Annotated in this window: 25 protein-coding genes; 21 read left to right on the top strand and 4 right to left on the bottom strand. The window is 60.0% G+C overall.

Annotated features, from left to right (window positions below; genetic code table 11):
- The gene (locus FB555_RS05785) at positions 1-915 is read left to right on the top strand and encodes an ABC transporter permease subunit (protein ID WP_182484508.1); all 915 of its coding nucleotides are present in this window, start codon (positions 1-3) and stop codon (positions 913-915) included.
- The gene (locus FB555_RS05780) at positions 915-1,718 is read left to right on the top strand and encodes an ABC transporter permease (RefSeq protein ID WP_182484507.1); all 804 of its coding nucleotides are present in this window, start codon (positions 915-917) and stop codon (positions 1,716-1,718) included. Before FB555_RS05785 ends, FB555_RS05780 begins: the two co-directional genes overlap by 1 nt.
- 66 nt (positions 1,719-1,784) lie before the next feature.
- Here the strand turns inward: FB555_RS05780 and FB555_RS05775 are convergent, their stop codons facing one another.
- Together FB555_RS05775 and gabT are read right to left on the bottom strand one after the other, a co-directional pair.
- On the bottom strand, positions 1,785-2,807 hold the full coding sequence (locus FB555_RS05775) for an asparaginase (protein ID WP_182484506.1): 1,023 nt from the start codon (positions 2,805-2,807) through the stop codon (positions 1,785-1,787).
- A gap of 6 nt (positions 2,808-2,813) precedes the next feature.
- Positions 2,814-4,163, bottom strand: coding sequence for a 4-aminobutyrate--2-oxoglutarate transaminase (gene gabT, locus FB555_RS05770; RefSeq protein WP_182484505.1), 1,350 nt, complete (start codon positions 4,161-4,163; stop codon positions 2,814-2,816).
- Positions 4,164-4,241: 78 nt separating this feature from the next.
- On the opposite strand from gabT, the gene FB555_RS05765 reads away from it, so the two are divergent.
- From FB555_RS05765 to rbfA, 9 genes are all read left to right on the top strand, one after another.
- Positions 4,242-5,339 carry a 1-deoxy-D-xylulose-5-phosphate reductoisomerase gene (locus tag FB555_RS05765; protein ID WP_182484504.1) on the top strand — a complete coding sequence of 366 codons (1,098 nt, stop codon included), beginning with the start codon at positions 4,242-4,244 and terminating at the stop codon, positions 5,337-5,339.
- Between the two features lie 52 nt (positions 5,340-5,391).
- Complete coding sequence (locus FB555_RS05760; protein WP_182484546.1) at positions 5,392-6,723, top strand: site-2 protease family protein; 1,332 nt, start codon at positions 5,392-5,394, stop codon at positions 6,721-6,723.
- A gap of 39 nt (positions 6,724-6,762) precedes the next feature.
- Positions 6,763-7,911, top strand: a complete 1,149-nt coding sequence (gene ispG / locus FB555_RS05755) for a flavodoxin-dependent (E)-4-hydroxy-3-methylbut-2-enyl-diphosphate synthase (RefSeq protein ID WP_182484503.1) — start codon at positions 6,763-6,765, stop codon at positions 7,909-7,911.
- Between the two features lie 42 nt (positions 7,912-7,953).
- On the top strand, positions 7,954-9,210 hold the full coding sequence (locus FB555_RS05750; RefSeq protein WP_343046414.1) for an MFS transporter: 1,257 nt from the start codon (positions 7,954-7,956) through the stop codon (positions 9,208-9,210).
- 10 nt (positions 9,211-9,220) lie between these two features.
- Positions 9,221-10,984, top strand: coding sequence for a proline--tRNA ligase (locus FB555_RS05745; RefSeq protein WP_182484502.1), 1,764 nt, complete (start codon positions 9,221-9,223; stop codon positions 10,982-10,984).
- Positions 10,985-11,043: 59 nt separating this feature from the next.
- On the top strand, positions 11,044-12,108 hold the full coding sequence (gene nusA, locus FB555_RS05740; protein ID WP_182484501.1) for a transcription termination factor NusA: 1,065 nt from the start codon (positions 11,044-11,046) through the stop codon (positions 12,106-12,108).
- Positions 12,109-12,149: 41 nt separating this feature from the next.
- Entirely contained in the window at positions 12,150-12,455 is a 306-nt protein-coding gene (locus FB555_RS05735; protein WP_182484500.1) for a YlxR family protein, read from the top strand.
- Positions 12,456-12,535: 80 nt separating this feature from the next.
- Entirely contained in the window at positions 12,536-15,430 is a 2,895-nt protein-coding gene (gene infB / locus FB555_RS05730) for a translation initiation factor IF-2 (protein WP_182484499.1), read from the top strand.
- A 90-nt stretch (positions 15,431-15,520) separates the two neighbouring features.
- Positions 15,521-16,057: a 30S ribosome-binding factor RbfA gene (gene rbfA, locus FB555_RS05725; RefSeq protein ID WP_182484498.1), complete on the top strand. Its 537-nt coding sequence runs from the start codon at positions 15,521-15,523 to the stop codon at positions 16,055-16,057.
- Here the strand turns inward: rbfA and FB555_RS05720 are convergent.
- Positions 16,054-16,341 (bottom strand): 2TM domain-containing protein, encoded by a 288-nt coding sequence (locus FB555_RS05720; protein WP_182484497.1) that lies wholly within the window; start codon positions 16,339-16,341, stop codon positions 16,054-16,056. The genes rbfA and FB555_RS05720 overlap by 4 nt on opposite strands.
- Positions 16,342-16,350: 9 nt before the next feature.
- Complete coding sequence (locus FB555_RS05715) at positions 16,351-17,211, bottom strand: HhH-GPD family protein (protein WP_343046413.1); 861 nt, start codon at positions 17,209-17,211, stop codon at positions 16,351-16,353.
- Positions 17,212-17,290: 79 nt separating this feature from the next.
- On the opposite strand from FB555_RS05715, the gene truB reads away from it, so the two are divergent.
- The 10 genes from truB (at position 17,291) to FB555_RS05665 (ending at position 26,562) form a co-directional block, all read left to right on the top strand.
- Positions 17,291-18,277 (top strand): tRNA pseudouridine(55) synthase TruB, encoded by a 987-nt coding sequence (gene truB, locus FB555_RS05710; protein ID WP_182484496.1) that lies wholly within the window; start codon positions 17,291-17,293, stop codon positions 18,275-18,277.
- Entirely contained in the window at positions 18,274-18,642 is a 369-nt protein-coding gene (locus FB555_RS05705) for a hypothetical protein (protein WP_182484495.1), read from the top strand. Before truB ends, FB555_RS05705 begins: the two co-directional genes overlap by 4 nt.
- A gap of 27 nt (positions 18,643-18,669) precedes the next feature.
- Positions 18,670-19,113: a hypothetical protein gene (locus FB555_RS05700; RefSeq protein WP_182484494.1), complete on the top strand. Its 444-nt coding sequence runs from the start codon at positions 18,670-18,672 to the stop codon at positions 19,111-19,113.
- Positions 19,110-20,042: a bifunctional riboflavin kinase/FAD synthetase gene (locus FB555_RS05695; protein WP_182484493.1), complete on the top strand. Its 933-nt coding sequence runs from the start codon at positions 19,110-19,112 to the stop codon at positions 20,040-20,042. Before FB555_RS05700 ends, FB555_RS05695 begins: the two co-directional genes overlap by 4 nt.
- Positions 20,043-20,054: 12 nt before the next feature.
- A complete protein-coding gene (locus FB555_RS05690; RefSeq protein ID WP_182484492.1) occupies positions 20,055-21,290 on the top strand; it encodes an MFS transporter in 1,236 nt (411 codons plus the stop codon).
- A gap of 136 nt (positions 21,291-21,426) precedes the next feature.
- Positions 21,427-22,380 (top strand): sugar-binding transcriptional regulator, encoded by a 954-nt coding sequence (locus FB555_RS05685; protein WP_182484491.1) that lies wholly within the window; start codon positions 21,427-21,429, stop codon positions 22,378-22,380.
- A complete protein-coding gene (gene deoC, locus FB555_RS05680; RefSeq protein ID WP_182484490.1) occupies positions 22,377-23,372 on the top strand; it encodes a deoxyribose-phosphate aldolase in 996 nt (331 codons plus the stop codon). The genes FB555_RS05685 and deoC overlap by 4 nt, the downstream gene beginning before the upstream one ends.
- A gap of 9 nt (positions 23,373-23,381) precedes the next feature.
- Positions 23,382-24,824, top strand: coding sequence for an aldehyde dehydrogenase family protein (locus tag FB555_RS05675; RefSeq protein ID WP_182484489.1), 1,443 nt, complete (start codon positions 23,382-23,384; stop codon positions 24,822-24,824).
- Positions 24,821-25,678: an aldehyde dehydrogenase family protein gene (locus FB555_RS05670; RefSeq protein WP_182484488.1), complete on the top strand. Its 858-nt coding sequence runs from the start codon at positions 24,821-24,823 to the stop codon at positions 25,676-25,678. The genes FB555_RS05675 and FB555_RS05670 overlap by 4 nt, the downstream gene beginning before the upstream one ends.
- Before the next feature lie 20 nt (positions 25,679-25,698).
- The gene (locus FB555_RS05665; RefSeq protein ID WP_246323604.1) at positions 25,699-26,562 is read left to right on the top strand and encodes a carbon-nitrogen hydrolase family protein; all 864 of its coding nucleotides are present in this window, start codon (positions 25,699-25,701) and stop codon (positions 26,560-26,562) included.
- Positions 26,563-26,684 lie beyond the last annotated feature (122 nt).

The following is a 26,684-nucleotide window of genomic DNA, read 5'->3' as shown; positions in this document are numbered from 1 at the left end:
GTGGCTTTTGCGGCTTTCGCCAATACGGCGCAGGCAGTCGACGCGGCGCCACGCAAGAGCTCAAAAATAGCTCTCGTTCTTCTGGCACCGGGCCTTGCCTACCTCGCCCTGTTCTTTCTCACTCCTCTTGTCGCGTTGATCCTCACGTCGTTACAGGCGCCCGCGCTGTATGGCGATATGGGTGAGTACGTCTATGCGTTCCGTTGGGAAAACTACGTTGCGGTCGTGAATGAGTACGGCGAGACGTTCCTGCGCTCCTTTGGATACGCCCTCATTGCCACTATGGCAGCCCTTCTCATCAGCTACCCCATCGCCTATTTCATTGGTGTTCGAGCGCGCAAGTGGCCAGCGATTCAGGCCATTGCCCTCATCCTCGTCATTGCACCCTTCTTTATCTCCTTCCTCCTGCGTACCCTCGCCTGGAAGCAAATTTTTAGCGATGACAGCTGGACCATGGAGACGCTCAAGGCCCTCTCAATTCTGGGGCCGGATGCTCACTTCACCGGCACCCCTTTCGCCGTGATTTTCGGGCTCACGTACAACTTCATCCCGTTCATGACCTTGCCCATTTACACGACTCTTGAGCGTTTGGATACGCGCTATCTGGAGGCGAGTGGGGACTTGTATGCCAGGCCCAGCACGACGTTCTTTAAGGTCACTTTGCCGTTGTCGATGCCCGGTATCGTTTCGGGCACCCTCCTCACGTTCATCCCTGCTTCGGGCGATTACATCAACGCGTCCGGGGACTTCTTGGGTGGCCCGAGTACCCAGATGGTGGGTAACGCGATTCAATCGAACTTTCTTGTGATTTTGCAATATCCCGCCGCTGCCGCGCTGTCCATTATGTTGATGGCCGTGATCTTGGTTATTGTCGCGATCTATGTCAAACGAAGCGGAACAGAGGACTTAATCTAATGCGATTCTCCTTTGGCAAAGCGCTCCTGCCCATCTACACGGTGCTGGCGCTCATCTTCTTGCTCATTCCCATCGGCTACACGTTTGCTTTCTCCTTCAACGCCTCGGATAAGTCCAACATCGTGTGGCGCGGGTTCACCTTCAACAACTGGACCACGGTTTGTCAGGCCCAGGGCGTCTGTGATTCCTTCGTCAACAGCATCTTCATCGGGGTCGTCGCCACGGCGTTGGCAACGGCAATCGGTACGGCCATGGCTATTGCGCTCGTGCGTTACCGTTTCCGGTTCCGCGGGCCTGTGTCGCTGCTCCTGTTCCTGCCCATGGCCACTCCCGAGGTTGTCATGGGAGCCGGATTGGCTTCGCAGTTCCTCACCGCGGGAGTGGAGAAGGGCATGACGACGATCATCATTGCTCACACGCTCTTTTGTCTCAGCTTCGTCGTGGTCACGGTCAAGGCGCGTGTGGCGAGCCTTGATCCTGCGCTCGAAGAGGCCGGGCGTGACTTGTATGGTTCGCCCGCTCAAGTATTCTGGCGCATCACGTTCCCGCTCCTGCTCCCTGGAATCTTGGCTGCTGCCATGCTCTCGTTTGCCCTGAGCTTTGACGACTTCATCATCACGTACTTCAACTCGGGCAGCATCTACACGTTCCCCAAGTTCGTCTACATCTCGGCGGCACGCGGAATCCCGGCTCAGGCAAATGTTATTGCCTCGGCCGTCTTCATTCTCGCGTTGACCATCGTGATCGTCTCGCAAGTCTTCGCCTCGCGCAAGGCAAAGAAGTTGGCGGCACCGATCAGTTAGCCTGTCGGCCCGGACACCTGATGTTCAGGCAGCCTTTTGTTTATTTTGCTTAGCCAAAACGTCGCGCTAGATTGTGGCGCGGACAACGCCGACGGGCTTGCCGCCTCCTAAGACGGTGAGGTCGAGAGCGGGAGCGACCTCGTCGACCTGAGTCTGGGTGAGGACACCCACCCGCACGAGGAGCTGCAGCCCCACGATGGCGGCAACGCGAAGGTTGCCATCCAAAATTTTGAGTGCCACCGTTGTGCCGTCGGTCGTGGAAAGAACCATCACGCCTTCGGCACCAATTTTGGCGAAAATACCGAGCTTCTCCACGATTGCGGTGTCGGGTTCTCCGACGCCACCAGCCACCCAGGCGTTCGCGAGCACGGCCGCGCGCAGCGACGCTGCACCGCGCAACATAGCGAAAGGCGACGCGATCGAGGCATTGCTGACGCCGCGAATTCCGCGAGCGAGGGCCACAAGGGACATGGCATGAACGGGCGCACCGCAACCGTCAATCCCCGTGGCGACGACTTTGTCGCCCGTGAAACGCTCGACAATCTCCCGAACACGCTTTTGCAACGGATGCTCGGGGTCGAGGTAGCCCACGATGGGCCAGTCGTTCTGCACACAGGCCAGGAGCATCGCGGCGTGCTTGCCCGAGCAATTCATGTACACGGGATCGGCACCCATGCTAGAGAGCACCAGCTCGTTGCGCATCGTGCGGTCGGTAGGCCAGTCGGCCGGGCACGCAAGCGCGTCTGAGGCGAGGCCGGCGCGATCAAGAAGTTGGCGAACGAGAGCGACGTGGCCGGCGGAACCCGTGTGGCTCGCCGTGGCAATGGCCAACTGTTTGCCCTCCAAGGTGACGCCGGAGGACAAAATTGCAATCGCTTGAAACGGCTTCATGGCCGACCGCGGAAATACCGGGGCGTCGGGATTTCCGAGCCGCAACAAGGGCTCGGCCGTTACCCCGTCGAGAACAATGGCGTTGCCGGCATGGCGCGACTCGATGAATCCGCTGCGTTCATAGACCGCGAGCTCAACTGATTCACCGACCTTGGCGGTTGCTACAGCAGCAGACGCCTCCGTTGAAGGACTGCTCACCGAGTGCTACAGCGACGCGAGAGCATCATCGATAACCGAGAGGGAATCAACGATGAGGGCGTCACTGATCTTGACGCTGGGCAAGAAACGCAGAACATTGCCATAGGTGCCGGCGCTGAGGAGGAGAACTCCGTGCTGGGCCGCATAGTTCACGACGTGCGTGACAGCTTCGGCATAAGGGTCTTTGGTGCCGGGGTGTACGAGCTCGATGGCAATCATCGCGCCCTTTCCTCTCACATCACCAATGACGGGCCGTTTGGCCTGCATTGCAATGAGGCCGCCTTTCAGCACTTTTTCGACACGCTGGGCCTCGCCGATCAGGTTGTCTTTTTCGATTTCGTCAAAGACAGCAATCGAGGCGGCGCAGGAGACAGGGTTTCCGCCGAACGTTCCGCCGAGGCCACCAACGTGCGTGGCATCCATGATGTCGGCGCGGCCAACAACGGCGGCGATGGGCATGCCACCACCCATTCCTTTGGCTACGGTCATCATGTCAGGAACGAGACCGAAGGACTCGCTCGCAAAGTAGTGGCCGGTTCGTGCGACACCCGATTGAACCTCATCGGCGATAAAGACGATGTTATTTGCGGTGCACCATTCCTGGAGCTTGTTGAGGTAGCCGTCAGCCGGAACCATGAAGCCACCCTCACCCTGAATGGGTTCCACGAAGATGCAGGCGAGATCGGCGGTGCCGACAGTTTTCTCCCAGTAGGAGATCGTGCGCTTGGCGGCTTCTTCGCCCGACAGGCCGTCCTGGTAGGGGTAAGAACTCGGGGCACGGAACACGGAGGCTCCAAGGGGGCCGAAGCCGGTGCCGTAGGGCGCGTTCTTGAAATTCATCGCCATGGTGAGGTTGGTGCGGCCGTGGTAAGCGTGATCGAGCACTCCGACACCGTTCTTGCCCGTGTACTTGCGGGCAATCTTGACGGCGTTCTCTACTGCTTCGGCGCCGGAGTTGGAGAGCATGACGCGCTTGGCATGCGTACCCGGAGTGCGTTCAACCAGAATTTCCGCTACGCGAATGTAGCCCTCATAAGGCGTGACCGTGAAGCACGTGTGGATGACGTTGGCAGCCTGCGCGGCAATTGCTGCGACGACAGCATCGTTTGTGCTGCCAATGGTGTTGACGCCAATTCCGGCCGCGAGGTCAATGAACTGGTTGCCATCAATGTCGACCATAATCGAGCCGTGAGCGCGGTCAATGTAGACCGGAAGGGCGGCACCGACGCCGGGAGGAATGACCTGCTTGCGTCGCTCGTGCATGGCCACAGACAGGGGGCCGGGGATCGCCGTAACAACACGACGTTCTTTGGCAATGGGCGCAACAATAACGGGGCTCGTAAGCGTGTCAGACATGTGTCCATTCTATTCCGCTTGTTGCGAAAGACCACTTTTCCTCCGCGGAAGGGGCAATCTGATGCAAGGATGGCTCTCGTGCGACGCATAATAATTCTCGGCTCAACGGGGTCCATTGGAACGCAAGCCCTCGACGTCATCCGCGCCAACCGCGATCGATTTCAGGTGGTCGGCTTGGGCGTGGGTTCCAACCGCGATGAACTTGCTCGTCAGGCTGCCGAGTTCGGCGTTGGGGCCACTTCTGTGGGGCATGACGAAGCTGAACAGCTCGTGCGTGACACGTCGGCGGAGGTGGTCTTGAACGGCATCACCGGTTCCGTTGGCCTTGGTGCCACCCTTGCCGCACTTGAAACGGGCAAAACGCTGGCCTTGGCCAACAAAGAGAGTCTGATTGTCGGCGGATCTCTCGTGACGTCGCTCGCGGCGCCTGGACAAATTGTGCCCGTTGATTCCGAGCACTCCGCGATCGCGCAGTGCCTTGCCTCCGGCACTCATGCCGAAGTTGCTCGACTGGTGTTGACGGCATCCGGGGGGCCATTTCGTGGCCGAACACGGGAATCGCTTCTGAACGTGACTCCGCGCGAGGCGCTGGCGCACCCCACGTGGGACATGGGGCTCGTCGTCACAACCAACTCGTCAACCCTGGTGAATAAGGGGCTTGAGGTCATTGAAGCGCACCTCCTCTTTGATATTCCCTTTGAACGGATTGCCGTCACCGTGCATCCGCAATCAATCGTTCATTCCATGGTCGAGTTCGTCGACGGCTCCACCATCGCGCAGGCTTCACCGCCCGATATGCGGTTGCCGATCTCTCTCGGCCTTGATTGGCCAAACCGGGTGGCCAACGTGGGGGTTCCGCTGGATTGGACCACCGCGCAACAGTGGACGTTCGAGCCGTTGGATGAGGTCGCCTTTCCCGCGGTGCGTCTGGCCAAAGAAGTTGGCGTGGCCGGGCTCACGTTCCCGGCCGTTTTCAATGCCGCCAATGAGGAAGCCGTGATGGCATTTCATGCCGGAACCATTGGTTACCCGGACATCATCGACACCATTGCGCGCGTCGTCGGCGAGCACGATACGGCCTCGTCGCTGACCTCCTCGGTGCTGACGCGCGAGGGCGTGTTCGAAGCGGAGCGTTGGGCAAGGGCACGCGCGGCCGACGTAATAACGGCGCACTGAGGCGATATCCGTTTGAGGCAGATTGTCAGCGATGGCCAGTAATCTGATGAGCGTGGAAAACGTGTGGCTCTTTGTTTTAGGCGTCGTTATTTTCGTCGTTGGTTTGGCTCTCTCGATTGCGTTGCATGAGATTGGGCACCTCGTGCCGGCAAAGCTCTTTGGAGTGCGCGTTCGCCAGTACATGATTGGGTTTGGTCCGACGCTGTTCTCGCGCACGAAGGGCGAGACAGAATACGGGGTCAAAGCCATTCCGCTCGGTGGTTATATCTCGATGTCGGGAATGTTCCCTCCGGGAAAAACCCCTGCCGTCTCCAACTCCAAAACGCGTCGTTTCATGGGCAAACTCGTGCAGGACGCGCGAGAAGCCAGCGACGAGAGTATGACCAATACCCCGGCCAACCGTGCCTTCTTTAATCTGCCTGTTTACAAGCGGATCATCATCATGTTGGGGGGCCCCTTCATGAACTTGGTCATCGCCTTCGTGCTTTTTTCAGTGCTTCTCATGGGCTTCGGCCAAGTGCAATCAACCAACAACGTGGCGTCCGTTTCCCAGTGTGTTCTCGCCGCAACATCCACACAGACGGCCTGTGCGGCAGGCGACCCAGTTTCTCCCGGCGCTGCCGCAGGCATTCTTCCTGGCGACACCCTGGTTTCTTTTGATGGGCAACCCCTGACCGACTGGAACGCCACGACGGCGATCATTCGGGAGTCCGCGGGCAGGGCATTATCCGTCGTCGTTATTCGTGATGGCGCCCAGGTTCCGCTCACCATCACCCCTGTTGCCACGGAACGCCTTGAGTACACGGCGGAGGGCGTCCCCGTTATGGGCGCCGATGGTAAGCAGGCAGTGAGCACGGTGGGGTTTGTCGGCATTTCGCCGCAAGCGGGCTTCGTGCCGCAACCGGTGACGGCTGTTATCCCTGCCATGGGCGCCAACATCGCCGGTGTTGTGAACGTCATCGCCAATCTGCCTGAACGCCTCGGCGGGGTGGCTAATGCCGCCTTTGGTTCGGGTCAACGTGATGTCAACGGTCCGATTAGTGTTGTCGGGGTCGGGCGCGTGGCCGGCGAAATCGCGAGCACCGATCTCATGCCCGTCCAGAGCAAGGTCGCCTCGCTCATCAGTGTTTTGGCTTCCTTGAACATCGCCCTCTTCGTCTTCAATCTGATTCCCCTCCTTCCGCTGGATGGCGGTCACATCGCCGGCGCAATCTGGGAGTCTCTGCGTCGGGGCTGGGCCAAATTACGCAAGAAGGTCGATCCAGGCCCCTTCGACACTGCCAAACTCATGCCCGTGACCTTTGTTGTCTTCATTCTCTTGATGGGAATGAGTGCGCTCCTGATCTATGCCGACGTCGTCAAGCCCGTGAATTTCCTCGGCTAGTGTGCCGATAACGTTGCCGGGGGACGTAGTCTTTATCTCGTGCCCGCAATCAATTTGGGAATGCCCAAAAAACCAGAAATCCTAGCTCCTCGCCGCAAATCTCGTCAGATCAAAGTTGGCAAGGTTCTCGTTGGCGGCGATGCTCAAGTCAGTGTGCAGTCCATGTGCACGACTCCGACGACCGACATCAATTCGACGTTGCAACAAATTGCCGAATTGACGGCATCCGGTTGCGACATCGTTCGTGTGGCTGTTCCTAGCCGTGACGATGCCGAAGTTCTTCCCATCATTGCGAAGAAGAGCCAGATTCCGGTCATTGCTGATATCCACTTTCAGCCTGCTTATGTTTATGCGGCCATTGACGCTGGTTGTGCCGCTGTGCGGGTCAACCCCGGCAACATTCGTAAGTTTGATGATCAAGTGGGCGAGATTGCGCGACGTGCCAAGGCCGCTGGCGTCAGCATCCGGATTGGCGTAAACGCCGGATCCCTCGACCCCCGCCTCATGGAGAAATACGGCAAGGCCACGCCGGAGGCTCTTGTGGAGAGCGCCGTCTGGGAGGCCAGCCTGTTTGAGGAACACGATTTTCACGACTTCAAGATTTCGGTCAAGCACAACGACCCCGTGATTATGGTCAAGGCGTATCGCCTGCTGGCGGAGCGCGGCGACTGGCCTCTGCACCTCGGGGTAACCGAGGCCGGCCCGTCCTTTCAGGGAACGATCAAATCTTCAACAGCCTTCGGTATTTTGCTCGGGGAGGGAATCGGCGACACCATTCGCGTCTCGCTCTCGGCTCCCCCTGCTGAGGAGATCAAGGTCGGATTGCAGATTCTGCAGTCGCTGAACCTGCGCGAACGCAAGCTCGAAATTGTGTCGTGCCCCAGCTGCGGTCGCGCGCAAGTCGACGTCTACAAGTTGGCTAACGATGTGACCGCTGGACTCGAGGGCATGACGGTTCCGTTGCGCGTTGCTGTAATGGGTTGTGTCGTCAACGGCCCCGGCGAAGCCCGAGACGCCGATCTCGGAGTTGCCTCGGGTAACGGGAAGGGCCAAATCTTCGTTCGAGGTGAGGTCGTTAAAACCGTGCCCGAAAGCGAAATCGTTGCCACACTCATTGAAGAAGCCAACCGCCTCGCTGCCGAGATGCCTTCCACTGACGTGGGAACCGTTCAGGTCATCACGTCATAGGTGTCGAGGGACTCAAGGCCGGAGGGGCATAAACTTCGCACTGTGACAGCCATCGTGGATTACCCGGCACTCCAAAGGCACACCCTTCGCATTCTCTCCACAGGCCAGGTACTCGGCGGTCTTGGCATGGGGGCAGCCTTCTCGCTCGGTTCGCTTCTGGCGGCCGATATCGGGGGTTCCCCGGCCTATGCCGGCCTCTCCGCCACGATGTCGACCCTCGGTGCGGCGGTTTTTGCGATCCCCTTGGCACGATTCGCCGGCAGATTCGGACGCCGTTTCGCGCTTTCGCTCGGCGCCACTATCGCGCTCGTGGGTGCCATTTCAGTTGTCATTGCGACAGCTGCCCATAATTTTCCGGTTCTTCTGGTCAGCATGCTTGTTTTGGGGGCGGGAAGTGCTGTTAACCTTCAGACCAGGTTTGCAGCAGCGGACTTGGCGGAACCAAGACGACGCGCTCGGGACCTCTCGTTGGTCGTATGGGCAACCACCATTGGTGTTGTGGCGGGTCCCAACCTCGTCGGGCCGGGGGACAGCTTTGGGGAGACCCTCGGGCTCCCTCCGCTAACAGGGGCTTTCGCACTGGCGGCTATCGCGCAACTGTTGGCCGCCATCCTGTATCTCACGTCGTTACGTCCCGATCCATTGTTTCTGGCGCGCGCGCGTTACAGTGACGCCGGAATTGTGCAGCTGCCTGCAAAACGGGGGTTTGGAGCGGCCGTTCGCATCCTTGCCGCCAACCCGGTTGCCGCTGTGGCCGTCTTTTCGCTGGCCTTCAGTCATGCCACGATGGTGGCCGTCATGGCCATGACGCCGGTTCATCTTGCCCTTCACGGAGTTATCATCCCACTCATCGGCTTGACCATCAGTTTGCACACCGCCGGCATGTACGCCCTCTCGCCGGTCTTTGGATGGTTGGCCGATCGGCTGGGGCGTCCCACGGTTATTTTGATGGGACAAGCCATTTTCATGGCCTCACTAATCGTGAACTGGAGTGCGCCCGATTCGGTTCCGGCGGTTACGGTTGCCCTTGTCCTATTGGGGTTGGGATGGTCAGCATCCACCGTCGCCGGTTCCGCGCTATTGACCGAGTCCGTGGAACCCCAGGATCGAACCACAGTTCAAGGTTTCTCGGACACGGTCATGAGCCTGGCGGGTGCCGGGGGAGGTGCCCTGGCTGGAGTCGTGTTGGCCGCGGTCGGCTACGGCATGCTCAATGTCACCTCGATGGCCCTCGTCATTGCGGTGACGCTGGCGGTGATTCTTGTCGCCTGGCGGCGGGTGCCGTCTCCCACCGCCTAAAATGGGGGTCGTGCCAACACGACTCTCACACCTATTCCTGCGTACCCTCCGCGAAGACCCGGCTGAAGCCGAGGTCACCAGCCATCGGCTCCTGCTGCGTGCTGGCTACATCCGCCGCCAGGCTCCGGGCATTTTTGCGTGGTTGCCGCTTGGCTTGCGGGTGAAGGCCAAAGTTGAGGCGATCATCCGTGAAGAAATGATGGTGGCCGGTGCGCAAGAAGTGCACTTTCCAGCGCTACTCCCCAAGGAACCCTATGAGGTCACCGGTCGATGGGACGAGTACGGCAGCGGAATTTTTCGTCTGAAGGACCGCAAGGATGCCGACTACTTGTTGGCCCCCACGCATGAAGAAGTCTTCACTTTGCTCGTGAAAGACATGTACACGAGCTACAAGGATTTGCCGGTCTGCCTGTATCAGATTCAAGACAAGTACCGCGATGAGGCTCGCCCCCGGGCGGGACTACTGCGCGGCCGCGAGTTCACGATGAAAGACGCGTACTCCTTCGATGTCTCGGACGAAGGTCTCGACGTGAGCTACCAAGCTCAGCGTGATGCCTACGAGCGGATTTTCGCTCGCCTCGGCTTAAATTACGTGATCGTCACGGCGGATGCCGGCGCAATGGGTGGTTCGCGCTCGGAGGAGTTCCTGCACCCCACCGAGGTGGGCGAAGACTCTTTCGTTCGTAACGCCTCGGGCTACGCGGCCAACGTCGAAGCATTTCGCACCGTCGTGCCTGCGAGCATCCCTCTCGACGGTCTTCCTGCCGCCGAAGTGTTTGAGTCGCCGAACACGCCGACCATTGCTTCTCTCGTGGATTTCGTCAACACGAACCACGCGCATCCCACCGGCCGGGAGTGGACCGCCGCCGACACCCTGAAGAACGTCGTGCTGGCGCTTACCCATCTCGACGGAACCCGCGAGCTCATAGCGGTGGGTCTTCCCGGTGACCGCGAGGTCGAACTTTCTCGCATCGAGATCGCGTTCTCCCCGGCTACAGTTGAGGCCGCCACCGAGGAAGACTTCGCGAAGAATGCAGCGCTGGTCAAGGGTTACATTGGCCCGTGGTCGCTGGGCGGCCCCGTACTCGGCGCCGAGGCGACCTCGAAGGTGCGCTTCTTCGTCGACCCCCGTGTCGTTGACGGCACCGCATGGATCACCGGCGCCAACCTGCACGAGCGTCACGCTCTCAACGTTACGGCTGGTCGTGACTTTGTCGCCGATGGCGTTATTGAGGCATCGGATGTTCGCGAAGGCGACCCGGCCCCCGATGGTTCGGGCCCCGTAGAGATTGCGCGGGGCATGGAAATCGGTCACGTCTTCCAGCTTGGCCGCAAGTATGCCGAGGCGCTCGGGCTCAAAGTTCTCGATGAGAATGGCAAACTGGTCACCGTCACCATGGGGTCATATGGAATCGGGGTGACCCGCATCCTGGCCGTTATTGCCGAGACGAACAACGACGAGAAGGGCTTAATCTGGCCCGAGAATGTTGCCCCGTTTGACGTACACGTTATTGCCACCGGCAAAGATGAGGCAGTCTACGAGGCGGCCGAAAAAATTGTGGCCGACCTCGAGGCCGCTCGCTACGACGTGCTGTTCGACGACCGACCTAAGGCGTCTCCCGGTGTGAAGTTTGGCGACGCCGAACTCATCGGTGTCCCGCGGATCATCATCGTGGGTAAAGGATTGGTCGATGGCGTGGTTGAAGTCTGGAACCGCCGCACCGGAGAGCGCCGCTCGGTGCCCGTGGCCGAGGTGCTCAGCCACCTGAGCTAAACTGAAACTTCGTTCGCCGGGAGGCAAGCGGTAACTGGTGCGAATATAGGAGGCCCGTCGTGGATATCGATCTCAGAGTTCTCAAGCTCATGGAAACTGAGAAGGGCATCCCCTTTGACGAACTCGTCGAAATCATCGAGCAGGCCATTCTTATCGCCTATCAGAAGCACATGGTTCAAAATCAGCCGCTGCCCAAGCCCATTCGCCAGCCCAAGGGAGCTCCCGGATCTAAGGTCGTTCCGGAGGTTCGCCCCGCGATTGAGCTTCCTGACGCTCGAGTAGAGCTGGATCGCAAGACCGGTATTGTCACCATTTTTGTACCCGAAAAAGACGAAGAAGGTCACATCATTGGCGAGTCCATCGCCGATGGTGAAGACTTTGGCCGCATCGCTGCGGCTGCCGCCAAACAAGTCATCTTCCAACGGCTGCGCGACATCGCTGATGATGCCGTTCTCGGTGAGTTCAAGGGCCGCGAAGGCGACATCGTTGCCGGCGTCATTCAGCAGGGCCCCAACCCCCGTATGGTGCACATTGATCTCGGTTCGGTGGAGGCCATCATGCCCCCCGAGGAGCAGGTTCCTGGCGAAGAGTATGTTCACGGCGCTCGCATCCGCGTGTATGTTACGGCCGTTGCTCGCGGTCTCAAGGGCCCCATGGTCACTGTTTCTCGCACGCACCCGCAGCTCGTTCGCAAGTTGTTCGTGCTCGAGGTTCCCGAGATTGCGAGCGGCCTGGTTGAGATCGTTGCCCTGGCTCGCGAAGCTGGACACCGTACCAAGATCGCGGTTCGCGCCACCGACGCTGCTATCAACGCCAAGGGCGCCTGCATCGGCGAGCTCGGCCGTCGCGTTCGCGCCGTAACCGAGGAGCTCAATGACGAGAAGGTTGACATCGTTGACTACTCGGCAGATTTGGCGACGTTTGTGGCTAACGCGCTTTCTCCGGCCAAGGTGACAAGTTCCTATGTCATCGACAAGGACCTGAAGGCCGTTCGCGCCCTTGTCCCCGACTACCAGCTCTCGTTGGCCATCGGTAAGGAGGGGCAGAATGCTCGTCTTGCCGCGAAGCTCACCGGGGCCAAGATCGACATTCAGCCCGACTCAATTCTCGAGGGCGACGACTAATTTGCGGCCCCTAATCCCGGGGCCCCGCAGAGTGAGGTAACATGGAACCGGTTAGAACGTGCATCGGCTGCCGTCACAAGGCCGACAAGTCTGCACTTGTGCGGGTTGTTGCCAAGGATGGCATTGCTGTCGTAGATTTTTCTGCGGTGGCGCCAGGCCGAGGTGCATGGGTTCATCCACGCAGTGAGTGTGTGGAAACGGCGGTGAAGCGTCGGGCTTTCGGGCGTGCGCTTCGAACCGAGATTACCGATACTCACGATTTGGTCAGCGTGCTGACTTCCAAGGAGCTCGCCGTCGGCGAGCCTCACACCAACCAAACAAAGGCTGAACGGCTAATGGACAACTAATGAGTGACTCGTAATGAGTTCCGTCCGTTTGTAATGGTCTGGTCCTGTAATTAGGGCTCAGACCCTAAGACAGGAGAATTGTGGCTGCCAAACCACGCGTACACGAAGTCGCTGCTGAATACGGCATCGATAGCAAGCAGGCTCTCGCTATGTTGAAAGACATAGGCGAGTTCGTCAAAGGACCTTCGTCCACCATTGAACCTCCCGTAGCGCGCAAGTTGCGGGCCGCACTCGAGGCCGAGGGCATCAAGCCCGCTGCCGCGGTTGCTGCCGCTGCTGCCGCGTCTGCTCCAGCGAGCCCGGTTGACGCGACTCCCGTTGCTTCTACGAGCGCTCCGGTCCCCACCCAAGTTTCGGCTCAGGCTCCGGCCCCTTCGGCTGCAGCGACCCCCGGACCTGCCATGCCTGCGGCCACTGTGTCGGTTCCCTCGGCTCAGGCTCCAGCCCCGAGCAAACCAGCATCGATTCCCTCGGCTCAAGCACCGGCGCCCTCAGCGTCCTCTGCTCCAGCAGCGGCTGCTGTCGCCCCGTCGGCGCCGACCGCACCGGTCGTTGCTGAAGGCACGCCTGCAGCTCCTAGTGCGCCCACGGACGGTTCAGCACCAGCTGCGCCCAAGGCCCCTGGCGCTGTTCGTCCCGGCAATAACCCCTTCGCTTCGGCGCAGGGAATGGGTACACGTCCCGCAGGTGCCTCGCGTCCCGGCAATAACCCCTTCGCTTCGGCGCAGGGAATGGGCACACGCCCGGCGGGAACTCCAAGCCCCAGTAACATTCCTCGTCCCATGGCTCCGCGTCCCGGTGGCGGCATGCCGCGTCCGGGTGGCGCAGGTGGCCCCGGTGGCCGCCCAGGTGGTCCCGGTCGTCCCGGCGGTGCCGGTACGTCCTTCCAGCGCCCCGGTGGTGCTGGTGGCGCACGTCCCGGCTTTGCTGGCGCTGGCGCTGGTGCACCCGGTGCTCCCGGTGGAGCAGCACGTCCAGGCTTTGGCCCCAACCGTCCGCCAGCTGGTGGCGCGGGCGGCCGTGGCCGAGGTCCCGGTGGTGGAACTGCCGGTGCTTTTGGTCGCGGAGGCGGCAAGAGCAAGGCACGTAAGTCGAAGCGCACCAAAAGGGCCGAGTTTGAGCTCCGCGAAGCCCCCTCGCTGGGTGGTGTTAGCGTTCCCCGCGGTGATGGCACGACGGTCGTCCGACTTCGTCGTGGCGCCTCGATCTCTGACTTCGCAGACAAGATCAACGCCAGCCCCGGTAACCTGGTAACCGTTCTGTTCCACCTCGGTGAGATGGCAACGGCCACAGAGTCTCTCGATGAGGCCACATTCCAGGTACTTGGTGAAGAACTGGGATTCAAGATCCTGGTTGTCAGCCCCGAAGAGGAAGACAAGGAGCTTCTCGAAGCCTTCGACATCGACCTCGAGCAGGAGCTGGAAGACGAGACAGACGAAGATCTTGAAATTCGTCCCCCCGTCGTCACCGTCATGGGTCACGTTGATCACGGAAAGACGCGTCTACTCGACAGCATCCGTAAGACGAACGTTGTCGCGGGTGAAGCCGGTGGAATCACGCAGCATATCGGTGCCTACCAGGTTCACACCATGCACGAAGGCGTCGAGCGCGCCATCACCTTCATCGACACACCGGGCCACGAGGCGTTCACCGCCATGCGTGCTCGTGGTGCTCAGGCAACGGACATCGCGATTCTGGTTGTGGCAGCAGACGACGGCATCATGCCTCAGACCATTGAGGCGCTCAACCACGCACAAGCCGCTGGGGTGCCCATCGTTGTGGCCGTCAACAAGGTAGACAAGCCCGATGCCAACCCGGCCAAGGTTCGTCAGCAGCTCACCGAATTCGGTCTCGTTGCCGAGGAATACGGAGGAGACGTTATGTTCGTCGACGTTTCCGCCCTCACCGGCTTGAACGTTGATGCTCTTCTCGATGCCGTTCTGCTCACCGCAGATGCTGGTCTCGACCTCCGTGCCAATCCCAACAAAGCCGCTCGCGGTATTGCGATTGAGGCTCGCCTTGATAAGGGTCGTGGTGCTGTGGCAACCGTGCTCATCGAGTCGGGAACCCTCCGTGTTGGTGACGCCATCGTTGCGGGTACGGCGTATGGTCGCGTTCGCGCAATGATGGATGAGAACGGTGATCCCGTCAAGGAAGCCACTCCTTCTCGTCCGGTTCAAGTTCAGGGCCTCTCGAGTGTTCCGCGCGCCGGAGATACCTTCCTCGTTACCGAAGAAGACCGTACGGCTCGTCAGATTGCTGAGAAGCGTGAAGCTGCCGAACGTAACGCGCTGTTGGCCAAGGGTCGCAAGCGCATTTCGCTTGAAGACTTCACGCGCGCTCTCGAAGAGGGCAAGGTCGAGTCGCTCAACCTCATCATCAAGGGTGACGTTTCGGGTGCTGTTGAAGCCCTCGAAGAGTCGTTGCTCAAGATCGAGGTTGATGATTCTGTTCAGCTACGCATCATCCACCGTGGTGTGGGTGCGGTCACCGAGAGCGACGTCAACCTCGCTACGGTCGACAACGCCGTCATCATCGGATTCAACGTTCGCCCCGACGTTAAAGCGCGCGAGCGTGCTGCCCGTGAGGGTGTCGACATCCGGTTCTACTCGGTCATCTACGGTGCCCTCGAAGACATTGAGCACTCCCTCAAGGGCATGCTCAAGCCTGAATTCGAAGAGATCCAGTCGGGTGTTGCAGAAGTTCGCGAGATCTTCCGCTCGAGCAAGTTCGGGAACGTTGCCGGCTGTATCGTTCGCAGCGGAACCATCACGCGAAACTCGAAGGCCCGCGTTATTCGCGAGGGCATCGTTATCGCCGATGGTCTTGCCATCGAGTCGCTCCGTCGCTTCAAGGACGACGCCACTGAGGTCCGCACGGACTTCGAGTGTGGTATCGGACTGGGCAAGTACAACGACATCATGCTCGGTGACGAGATTGAGACGATCGAGATGAAAGAAAAGCCCCGCGTCTAATCCCTGTAAGAAAAGGGGCACGCCGCGCAACCCGCAGCCTGCCCCTTTTCTTGCCCCACTTTTTAAGAGATTTAAGAGATAGGCACGAACATGGTCGACCACGCCAGAGCACGCAAGCTTGGTGAACGCATCAAGGTCATCGTCGCGGAGGCTCTCGAGCGCGGTGTCGTCAAAGATTCCCGCTTGGGCTTTGTCACGATCACGGATGTTCGGTGCACCGGTGACCTCCAACACGCCACAATTTTTTACACCGTCTACGGCTCCGATGAGGAGCGTGCCGATACGCAGGCGGCGCTCAAGGCCAACACTGGTCGCATTCGCGGTGAGGTGGGACGCAATCTTACGATTCGCCTGACCCCCGTCATCGAGTTCATGCTCGATGCCCTGCCGGAGAACGCGCAAAGCATCAACGACTTGCTCGAGAAGGCTCGGGAGCAGGACTCCGCGGTCGAGGGTCTAGCGAAGAACGCGGTCTATGCTGGCGAAGCGGACCCCTACGTCAAGCCCCGCGAAATCCATGATGAAGAGGCTGCGCCGCGGGTCAACCCGTGGGCCGACGGTGTCAGCGATATTGACGAGGCTGACGAAGCTGACGAGCTTCACGAAGGCTCTGCAGAGAAGCCTTAGGAACTTTCGGGCTTAGTGCCTTTGAGGCGGTGAACTTCAGCATCGATGGCTGCTTCGCTGATGATGCGCGGGTTCTTGCCGTACGCGTCTATCCCTGAGAAAAGGGCGCCGATACCCATGCCGAAGATGGCCCAGATTGGCCAGTAATACGTTCCGAAACTGGTGAGTGCCCAGATGGCGGTCAGCATGACCGAAACAGCCAACCAAATCCACAGGTACCCCTTGAAATCTGCCTGTTTCTTGAGTTGCTTCTTGGCTATCTCGCGAATCTCGTTCTCATCCATGGTTTTAGCCTAGGACGGCAGGCCAAAGATGTCACTTTCTTCGAGCACGACGAGACCATCTTGGAGAAGTCCCTCCAGGGCCCGCCCACGCCCGGCGGCATCCGGCCACGCGTCATCTATGGCTGATCGGTGGACCGCACTGGGGGCATCTCGCAACACCGCCAGTATTGCTCCGCGCACCTGGCGGTCGCTTCCCTCATACTTTTTCTGTCGTGCTTTGACTGCACCTTCATACTCGGGATAGCCGGCTGTTCGCCAGGCGCACGTTGCACGAATGGGACACGCCTCGCACTGGGGATTTCGTGCAGTGCACACCAGAGCCCCTAACTCCATGACACCAATGTTGAAGGTGGGAGAGATGGTCGGCTCGGGCAAAAGCTCACGCATAGCCTCCATGTCGGCTTTTTCGCGGGGCGGTCCGGGCTCGGCTTGTCCCAGCGTGTGGCGGGCAATAACGCGCCGGATATTCGTGTCAACCACCGGTTCATGCGCACCGAAGGCGAAGACGGCGACGGCGCGAGCGGTATAAGACCCCACTCCGGGGAGGGCGAGCAGGGCATCCACGTCATTGGGAACGTTTCCGCTGTAATCTCGCACGATTGTGACAGCGCACGCGTGCAACCACAAGGCTCGACGCGGGTACCCCAGATTGGCCCACGCCCGCACAGCATCTCCAGCGGGGGCGGCGGCCAGGGCTGCTGGTGTCGGCCAGCGTTCGAGCCATTCCTCTAGGCGGGGGATCACACGCGCCACCGGGGTTTGTTGCAACATAAACTCGCTGACCAGCGCACCCCACGGGGTAAAGCCGGGCTGGCGCCACGGGAGGTTGCGCCCGTTGGTCTCGTACCAGTCGATGATCTCTTGTTGCACGAGAGAAAGTCTAGGTCGGCCTCACGCCGATAATGGAACACGTGTGGGGCGGCCTGCTTCAGGCGAGGATAATTGAGGTGTGCCAAAAACTTCTGTCGACGCCCCTAACGGCATCCTTCTCGTGGATAAGCCTCAGGGGCTGACAAGCCATGACGTTGTTGCTCGCACACGCAAGAAAGCTGACACCCGCAAGGTGGGGCATGCTGGCACCCTAGATCCCATGGCTACGGGACTTCTCATCTTGGGACTGGGCTCCTCCACGAGACTCCTCACGTTCATTGTTGGGCTCGACAAGGAGTACGAGGCAACCATTCGTTTGGGAATCTCTACCACGACCGATGACGCCGACGGAGAGAGTCTGGGCAGCGCCCCGGCAGCCCAGGTTCAGCGGGTGACCGAGAGCGCCATTCACGAAGCCATCGTCACGTTGACAGGGGAAATCGAACAGGTTCCGAGCTCGGTCAGTGCCATAAAAGTGGATGGGCGTCGAGCCTACGCGCTCGTGCGAGCGGGCCAAGAAGTGCAGCTGAAAGCGCGTGCCGTGACGGTCTCAGAATTTGAGGTCCTATCGGTTGCGCACTCCCGCGACGCGCAGGGGGAGGCTGTCATTGACGTGGATGTTCGTGTCGTCTGTTCGTCCGGTACCTATATTCGTGCCCTCGCCCGTGACCTTGGTTTCAAGTTGGGAGTTGGTGGCCATCTCACTGCTTTGCGCCGCACGCGTATCGGTGGCTTCCACGTGACGGATGCGCTCAGAATTGAGGATGTTGCCTCGCCACCAAAACTCCTGGGCCCCGCGGACGTCGCTCGCCGAGTATTTCCCGCTGTGGATCTCGGGCTGGAGCACGCCGTCGACCTCAGCCACGGAAAAAAGATCGTGTTGGCGGATCAGGCCGACTCGAAACATCCCATCGCTGCTATTGGGCCCGAGGATAGGCTGGTGGGACTCATCACAGTGAAGGCGGGGGTTTCGCGCGTGATTCTGAATTTTCCTGCCTATGGCCCGATCGCGTCCGATGGGACTTCCGATGAGGTTCCCGATGCGCTGGAGATAACGACCTCATGATCGAATGGCTGACTCTCCTTCAAATTCTCGTTGCTGTTGTGGGCGGAGCAATTGCGGTGATGCTGGGGCTCATTGGGCGTCGCCCGAGTGACCTGACGATGGCCTTTACCGGCGTTGTGGCGTTATTGCTCATCGTTCAGCTCGGGGTGGCCATCGCCTCCCCAATTATGGGCAACGAACCCTCGGGTTCGCTCCTTGAGTTCTATATTTACCTCATCAGCGCGATCCTTATTCCCTTTGGAGCAGGATTTTGGGCACTGCTTGATCGAAGTCGCTGGAGCACGATTATCCTGGGCGTTGCCTGCTTGGCGGTTGCCGTCATGCTGTTCCGGATGAGCCAGATCTGGTTCATCCAAGGCGCCTAGCCACACCGAAGTAGAATTGATCTTGATATGACTGCGACAAGGCCTCCCCACGCGAATGAACACACTCGCCGCTCGGGTCTGGGACGAGTGCTCATTGCGGTCTACGCGGTGTTGGCTCTCGCGGCACTCGGTCGCTCGTTCTTTCAGATTGCGACCAAGTTTCATGATGCCCCCGTCGCCTATGCGCTCTCGGCCGTCGCGGCCCTCATCTATGTCGTCGCCACGATTGCCCTGATTGCTCCCGGTCGTACATGGATGCGTGTCGCCTGGGTGACGATCAGCATCGAGCTCGCCGGCGTGCTCATCGTCGGTTTCCTCAGTATTTTCTTGCCGGTACTTTTTCCGCACGACACCGTCTGGTCAGTTTTTGGTCGCGGGTACCTCTTCTTGCCGTTGGTCATGCCAATTTTGGGGCTCCTCTGGCTTCGTCGGTCGAGATCGCCTTTGGCTGTCGCGGGGGAAACCCGATGACAACCTATTGGTCACTCGAGGAGATCCCTCAGGATTTTGGCCCGACTGCCGTCACGATTGGCAAGTTCGATGGCGTTCACATCGGCCATGTTGAAATCATCCATCAGCTCGATGACATTGCAGAGACTCGTGGGCTGACGGCCACCGTCGTGACGTTCGATAGGCACCCCGCGGCACTTTTTCGCCCTGAGGCTCGCCCGGTTGAAATCACCGGCATGGCTCGCCGAATTGAGCTGATTGAGCAAGCCGGCGTTCAGACCAACCTCGTTCTGCCCTTCACCCATGAGCTGGCCGCGCTGAGTCCTCGGGAATTTGTCACGCGCGTGCTCGTGCACGCTCTGCACGCGCAGGTCGTTCTGGTCGGACACGACTTCCGGTTTGGGTCTCACGCGGAAGGCGACGTGGCTCAACTTCGAGCCTTCGGAGTCGAGCTTGGTTTCGATGTTGTGCTCATCGATGATGTTTCGTCGGTCAACGGTCTGCGAGTGTCTTCCTCGCGCATCCGCCTCGTTATGGGGGAAGGCGATGTTGAGGGGGCGTGCGCGTTGCTCGGGCGCATGCCGGCTGTGCGTGGAACCGTCGTTCATGGAGCTAAACGGGGCCGCGAGCTGGGTTATCCCACAGCCAATCTTTCCCAAGAAGCAACGGGGCTTATTCCCGCTGATGGCGTCTATGCCGGCTGGCTCACCGATGCGGGTGTTCGCTATCCGGCCGCAATCTCTGTGGGGTCTAATCCAACCTTTGAGGGAATCCATCTGCGAACGGTGGAAGCCTTTGTGTTGGATGCTTCCCTCGATCTCTATGGGCATGTGGTCGTCGTGGAATTTGCGGCGCGCCTTCGCGGCATGGTGGCCTTCGCCGGCATCGAGGCGCTCATTGAACAGATGAATGCCGATGTTCTGGATGTGCGCAAAGTTCTCGCCGTCTAGGTGTCCTCTCCGATGATTCCTGGGGCTCCCGGTCGGATTTGGGCGGGACGGGCGTTTGCGTTCGCCGGAATCGTCATCGTGGCGGCAAGCATGCGCACGGCAGTGGCCTCAGTTTCCCCGATCCTCGCCCTTATCGGGAACGACGTTCACTTCACCCCCTTTTCGGTGGGTATTTTGGGAATGCTGTCGCCCGTTGCTTTTTCTGTCTTTGGGTTGGCGGCACCGTGGTTTGCCCGCCGGGTTGGGCTCGAATGGGCCCTGATGATCGGCGTCTTCCTCACCGGGGTGGGGCAAATTCTTCGGGCCTTCTCCTCGGAGACCAATGCATTTCTGGGATGGAGCGTTGTCGCCCTCGCGGGTATTGGAGCCAGTAATGTTCTCCTGCCTCCGCTGATCAAGAAATACTTCCCCGATCGGGTCGCCTTCATGTCGGCCTTGTATGTCTCTGTAGCCGTGGCATCGACCATGTTCCCACCGCTGCTTTCGGCACCACTCGCCGAAGCCATTAACTGGCGATTCTCGATCGCGTCCTGGGCCATCATTGCGTTCGTCGCGATCATCCCGTGGGCGGCCCTTCTTATTCGGCGCCGTTCTGTCGACAAGCCCACATTGCCCCACCACACGCATAAAATTACTCGCCTCGTTTGGAAGTCACCCACGAGCTGGGCGATCACGCTTGGCTTCGCCATCGCCAGCATCAACGCCTACACGTCGTTTGCCTGGCTGCCCATGATGCTTCAAGAGCGTGTGGGCATGACCGCCGCCCAAACCGGATCGAGCTTGGCTTTCTACGTGCTTCTCGGCCTCGCCCCGGCGCTGTTCGCGCCAATTCTTGTGGCTCGCATGAAGAATGTCAGTTTTCTCTACTACCTTTCGTCGGCGTCATTGTTAGCGGGGACCACAGGGTTGTTGTTGATTCCCCACACGGCAACCTTGCTCTGGATCGCACTCTTGGGCTTGGGTCCTTTGCTTTTCCCCGTCTGTCTGGTGCTGATTAACTATCGAACAAGAACGCAGGAGGGGTCGGTTGCATTGAGCGGCATGGCTCAAGGAGTGGGCTACGCCATCGGTGCACTCGGGCCCCTAGGCGTGGGCCTCATTCACGCCGCGACGCCCAGTTGGACGCCCATGCTGCTCATGATGATGGCAACGGGTGTGATTGCTGCTTTCGCAGGGTTCATTATGCGCAAAAACGTCATGGTGGACGGCACGGCCGTGGGAAGTCCGGCACCTCTTCCGCCGGCGTAGGGTGCCGACCGAGATTCCCGCCGACCCACCCGTCAACTCGCCCATTTTGCTCATACGAGCAAGCTATCGCGCAGATGTTGCGTATTGCCGTAAATGCGTCTATCCTCGAGACAGTAGCTCGTGTCTTGGAGGTTTCATGTTTAACGCCGATCTCACCCTCGCGGTGCGGGCTTCCGAGCTGTACTACAACGGAGACATGACGCAAGATGACATCGGCGCCGAACTGGGGATTTCGCGCTGGAAGGTTGGGCGTTTGCTCACCGCCGCCCGCGATGCCGGAATCGTTCGGATCACGATTGTTCATCCACGCGCGCGTCAGAATGAACTCGAGCAGAAGCTTCGTGAGCGCTATGGCTTGGCGGAGGCCGTGGTTGTCCCTGCTGCACGCGGCGATGGCTACGACGAGGTTCAGGAGCGAGTCGCCGCTGCAGCCGCGACCTATCTTTCGCTGTTGAAACCGAACCCTCGCATTTTGGGGCTGAGCTGGGGGCGCACCCTAGACCGCATCGCCGAGGCACTTCCTCAGGGCTGGGCGGATGGCACCCAAGTCGTGCAGATCAACGGTGGCGTCAGCCTCACATCGCGTTCCGAGAATGCCAGCCAGACGGCGATGACAATGGCCCGCAAGTCTGGAGGAAGCATCACACTGCTTCCCACCCCCGCAATTTTGGAGCGTGCGGAGACGCGTGCTCTCATTCAGGATGACCGCACCATCGCGGGTGTCCTCGATCTTGCCGGCTCCGCAAATGTTTTCTTGTTCAGCGCCGGTCCCGCCGATGACACCTCGGTGTTGCTTGAGAGCGGCTATATCTCCCCAACAGATTTGAACCGCCTTATTTCACGCGGTGCCGTCGGCGATGTCGTCGGGCGCTTCATCGATGCCGCGGGCAAGATCGTGGATCCCGCCCTCGATGCGCGGACCTTGGGAGTCGAACACGAACAGCTGCGTAAGGCGGCCATCAGTATTGCCGTCATTGCGGGCGCGTCCAAGCAGGGGATTGCCGCGGCCGTGGCCGCCAGCGGGCTCTGCACCGTTTTAGTTACCGATGAACAAACGGCGCTGGCGCTGTTACCTGGAGGAGACCAATGACGATTTTGTCTACCGATCACGCCCATTCTTTGGTGGGCACCGATTTTTCGGAAAAGAACCTGAAGGCTGTTCTCAACGGACTGCCCGGTGTCGATGCCGTCGGGCTCGAAGCCCGTGCCGCCGACCTCGGAACCCGCAGTATCAAGACCAGTTCCAAGGCCTGGGCGATCGACAAGATTATCTCGTTGATCGACCTCACGACGCTGGAGGGCGCCGACACCCCCGGCAAGGTCCACTCCCTCGCCGCCAAGGGCATGCTCCCCGACCCCAGCGACACCGCCACTCCTCGTGTTGCTGCCCTCTGCGTTTATGGGGACATGGTTGGCCATGCCGTTGATGCGTTGGGTACCCTTCATGGCGATCCGGATGCGGGACTGATTAGCATCGCTGCCGTCGCCACCGCATTCCCCAGCGGTCGCTCCTCTCGGGCGATCAAGCTTGCCGACACCCGAGATGCTGTCGCGGCCGGTGCCGACGAAATTGATATGGTCATTGATCGAAGTGCGTTCCTCTCAGGTCGCTTGGGTCTCGTTTTCGAGGAAATCCAGGCTGTCAAGCAATCGTGTGTACGCACCGATGGAACCTCCGCACACCTCAAAGTCATCCTCGAGACCGGTGAGCTAAACACGTACGACAACGTTCGTATGGCCTCCTGGTTGGCCATGCTGGCCGGCGGTGACTTCATCAAGACGTCGACTGGCAAGGTTGCTCCTGCCGCCACCCTTCCCGTGACGCTGCTCATGCTGGAGGCCGTGCGCGACTGGCACGCCCAGACGGGACAGAAGGTGGGCGTGAAGCCTGCCGGCGGAATCCGTACCTCCAAAGATGCCATCAAGTATCTCGTCACCGTCTCTGAGACCGTCGGCGAGGAATGGCTCACCCCGCACCTCTTTAGGTTCGGTGCCTCGAGCCTGCTCAACGATGTCTTGCTCCAACGCCAGAAGCTTTCAACGGGCCATTACTCCGGTCCCGACTACGTCACGATTGATTAGGACAGACACATGTCATTCTTGGAATATGCCCCCGCGCCAGAGTCCACTGGGCTTCTCAATCTGCGCGAAAACTACGGTCACTTCATTGGTGGTGAATTCGTTGATGGCTCCGGCGAGTCTTTCGCGAGCATTTCACCCTCAACCGAGAAGCACATCGCTACTTTCGCCGCCGGAACCGACGAAGACGTGAATCGTGCCGTTGTCGCCGCTCGCAAGGCGTACGACAGCGTCTGGTCGAAGCTCTCCGGCGCCGACCGTGGCAAGTACCTCTTTCGAATTGCCCGCCTGATTCAGGAGCGCGCTCGTGAGCTTGCGGTTGCCGAGACACTGGATAACGGCAAGCCCATCAAGGAGACCCGCGACGCGGACATCCCCTTGGCAGCCGCCTGGTTCTTCTACTACGCCGGATGGGCTGACAAGCTCGACTATGCCGGCATGGGTGCCAACCCTCGCGCCCTCGGTGTCGCCGGGCAGATCATCCCCTGGAACTTCCCGTTGCTCATGCTCGCGTGGAAGATTGCGCCGGCCCTCGCCGCCGGAAACACGGTCGTGCTGAAGCCCGCCGAGACCACCCCGCTCACCGCGATGCTCTTTGCCGAAATTTGCCAGCAGGCCGATTTGCCCGCCGGTGTCGTCAATATCGTCACGGGCGCGGGCGCCACGGGACGTGCCATTGTCGAACATCCCGACATTAACAAGATTGCTTTCACGGGCTCCACGGCTGTGGGTCGCGGCATTGCGCGCACCCTCGCCGGAACCGGCAAGAAGCTGACGCTCGAGCTTGGCGGCAAAGGGGCTAACATCGTCTTCGATGACGCCCCCATCGACCAAGCTGTTGAGGGAATCATCTCGGGCATCTTCTTCAACCAAGGCCAGGTGTGCTGCGCTGGCAGCCGTCTCTTGGTGCAGGAGAACGTTCACGATGAGGTTGTCGATCGCCTGAAGACGCGCCTCGGAACCCTGCGTCTCGGAGATCCGTTGGATAAGAATACCGACATCGGGGCCATCAACTCCAAGGTTCAGTTGGAGCGCATCACGGCTCTGGTCGCCAAGGGTGAGGCCGAGGGCGGAGAACGATGGAGTGCCGCGTGCGAGATTCCTGAAAAGGGCTTCTGGTTCGCGCCCACACTATTCACCGGGGTTCAGACCAGCAACACGGTTGCCCGTGATGAGATCTTCGGACCCGTGCTGTCGATCCTGACCTTCCGCACCCCGGCCGAGGCGATTGCGAAGGCGAACAACACGCCTTACGGTCTGTCCGCTGGAATCTGGAGTGACAAGGGCAGTCGTATTTTGGCCGTGGCCGACAAGCTGCGCGCCGGGGTCATCTGGGCAAACACGTTCAACAAGTTCGATCCCGCAAGCCCCTTTGGCGGATACAAGGAATCTGGGTACGGCCGTGAGGGCGGAATCCAAGGACTTTCCGCTTACCTCGAAGGAGGCGTGCGATGAGCCGTCTTGCCGTTCCCAAAACCTACAAGCTCTTCATTGGCGGCAAGTTCCCGCGCAGTGAATCGGGCCGTGTGTATGAAATTTTGTCGACCAAGGGAGACTTCGTGGCCAACGCCGCCCTCGCCTCAAGAAAAGACCTGCGCGACTCCGTTGTAGCCGCCCGCTCGGCTCTCTCCAGCTGGTCCGGTGCCACGGCGTACAACCGCGGCCAGGTGCTCTACCGCATCGCCGAGGTGCTCGAGGGTCGTCGCGCCCAATTCATCGAGGAAATCGTTTCCGTCGAGGGAGCAACCGCCGCTGCCGCCGCCAAGCAGGTCGATGACGCCATCGATCTGTGGGTGTGGTACGCCGGATGGGCCGACAAATACACGCAGGTTGCCGGCAACGCCAACCCGGTTTCTGGCCCGTACTTTAACCTGTCGGTCCCCGAGCCCACCGGGGTTGTCGCCGTAATTGCACCTCAGGCATCCGGTTCACTACTGGGTCTCGTCTCAGTTATTGCGCCTGTTCTCGCCGGCGCCAACACGGTCGTCGCGGTTCCTCGTTTTGATGCACCACTGACCGCGATTAGCTTCGCTGAGGTCTTGGCCACCAGCGATGTTCCTTCGGGTGTCGTCAACATCATCACGGGCAAGCCCGCGGAATTGGCTCCATGGTTCGCCTCGCACGCCGATGTGAACGCGCTCGACTTGGCCGGTGCCGGTGACCTCGACTGGGTTGATCTTCAGATTGCTGCTGCCGAGACTCTGATGCGTGTTCTGCCTCCCGTCGAGGGCGTGCCTGCGGCCTCGCTTGCACGCATCACGGCCTTCACCGAGACCAAGACCGTCTGGCACACAAAAAGCCTCATCTAGAGTTCGGTAGTGTTGCCCGCATGAGTGATTCGCAGGCATCGATCGATGCAACCGCTGATGTTCCTGAACCCATGGGGGTATTTGTCGCGGTCGGACAGTTTGGGCCTGGCCCGAACCCGGCCGATAACGTGGATGCCATTCGCGAGCTCGTCGAAGCCGCCTCCGAAAACGGCGCCAAGATCATTATTCTTCCTGAGTACGCATCGTCATTTTGTGGAGCCCTCGGCGACTGGGTGAATACGTTTGCCGAGCCTCTCACTGGCCCGTTTGTCACGGCGATGCGTGCTCTTGCCGCCGAGTGCGAGATTGCCGTCGTCGTGGGGATTTTGGAAGCCGCGGACGAAGATGACGAAGACACTCGTCCCTTCAACACCGTCGTGGCTATCAATTCTTCGGGTGACATTATGGCCCGGTACCGCAAGGTGCATCTCTTCGATGCTTTCGGTTCGATGGAGAGCGACTGGATTCGCGCCGGCGATCCGGTCGTTGCCCCCGAGCTCTGTGAGCTCGCCGGCTTAACAGTCGGATTACAGACCTGCTACGACCTGCGCTTTCCGGAGGTCACCCGACGTCTCGTCGATGCTGGGGCTGAGCTCGTCGCGATCCCGAGCGAGTGGCTGGCCGGCCCGAAGAAAGCTCATCACTGGGTTGCCCTCATCGCTGCGCGCGCGATCGAGAACCTCGTCTTTGTGGCGGCGGCCGACCAGATCGCCCCCGTCGCCGTGGGCATGTCCCGTGTCATCTCCCCGCTGGGGGAGACCCTCATCGATATGGGCCAGACTGCCGGTATCGCCATGGCGGAAGTTTTCCCCCAGGCCCTCGTCGATGCCCGCCGGGCCAATCCGGCCTTGGAGCTTCGCCGCTACGGGGTCACCCCGCTTTAGCTTGCAGCCCTTAGTTCGCGGCCATTAGTTCGCGGCTTTTGCTCCCGGTTGCATCGTTTAGCTCAGGCTGAGCTGCGCCTGATGTTCGTAACTCCTGTAATTTTTGCCCTGTCCGTTTTCGC

Origin of the sequence: Alpinimonas psychrophila, assembly GCF_014137865.1 — a bacterium.
Classification (GTDB): Bacteria; Actinomycetota; Actinomycetes; order Actinomycetales; family Microbacteriaceae; genus Alpinimonas; species Alpinimonas psychrophila.
Note: the sequence above shows the minus strand (reverse complement) of the source record. Positions and strands in the feature narration are given on the sequence as shown.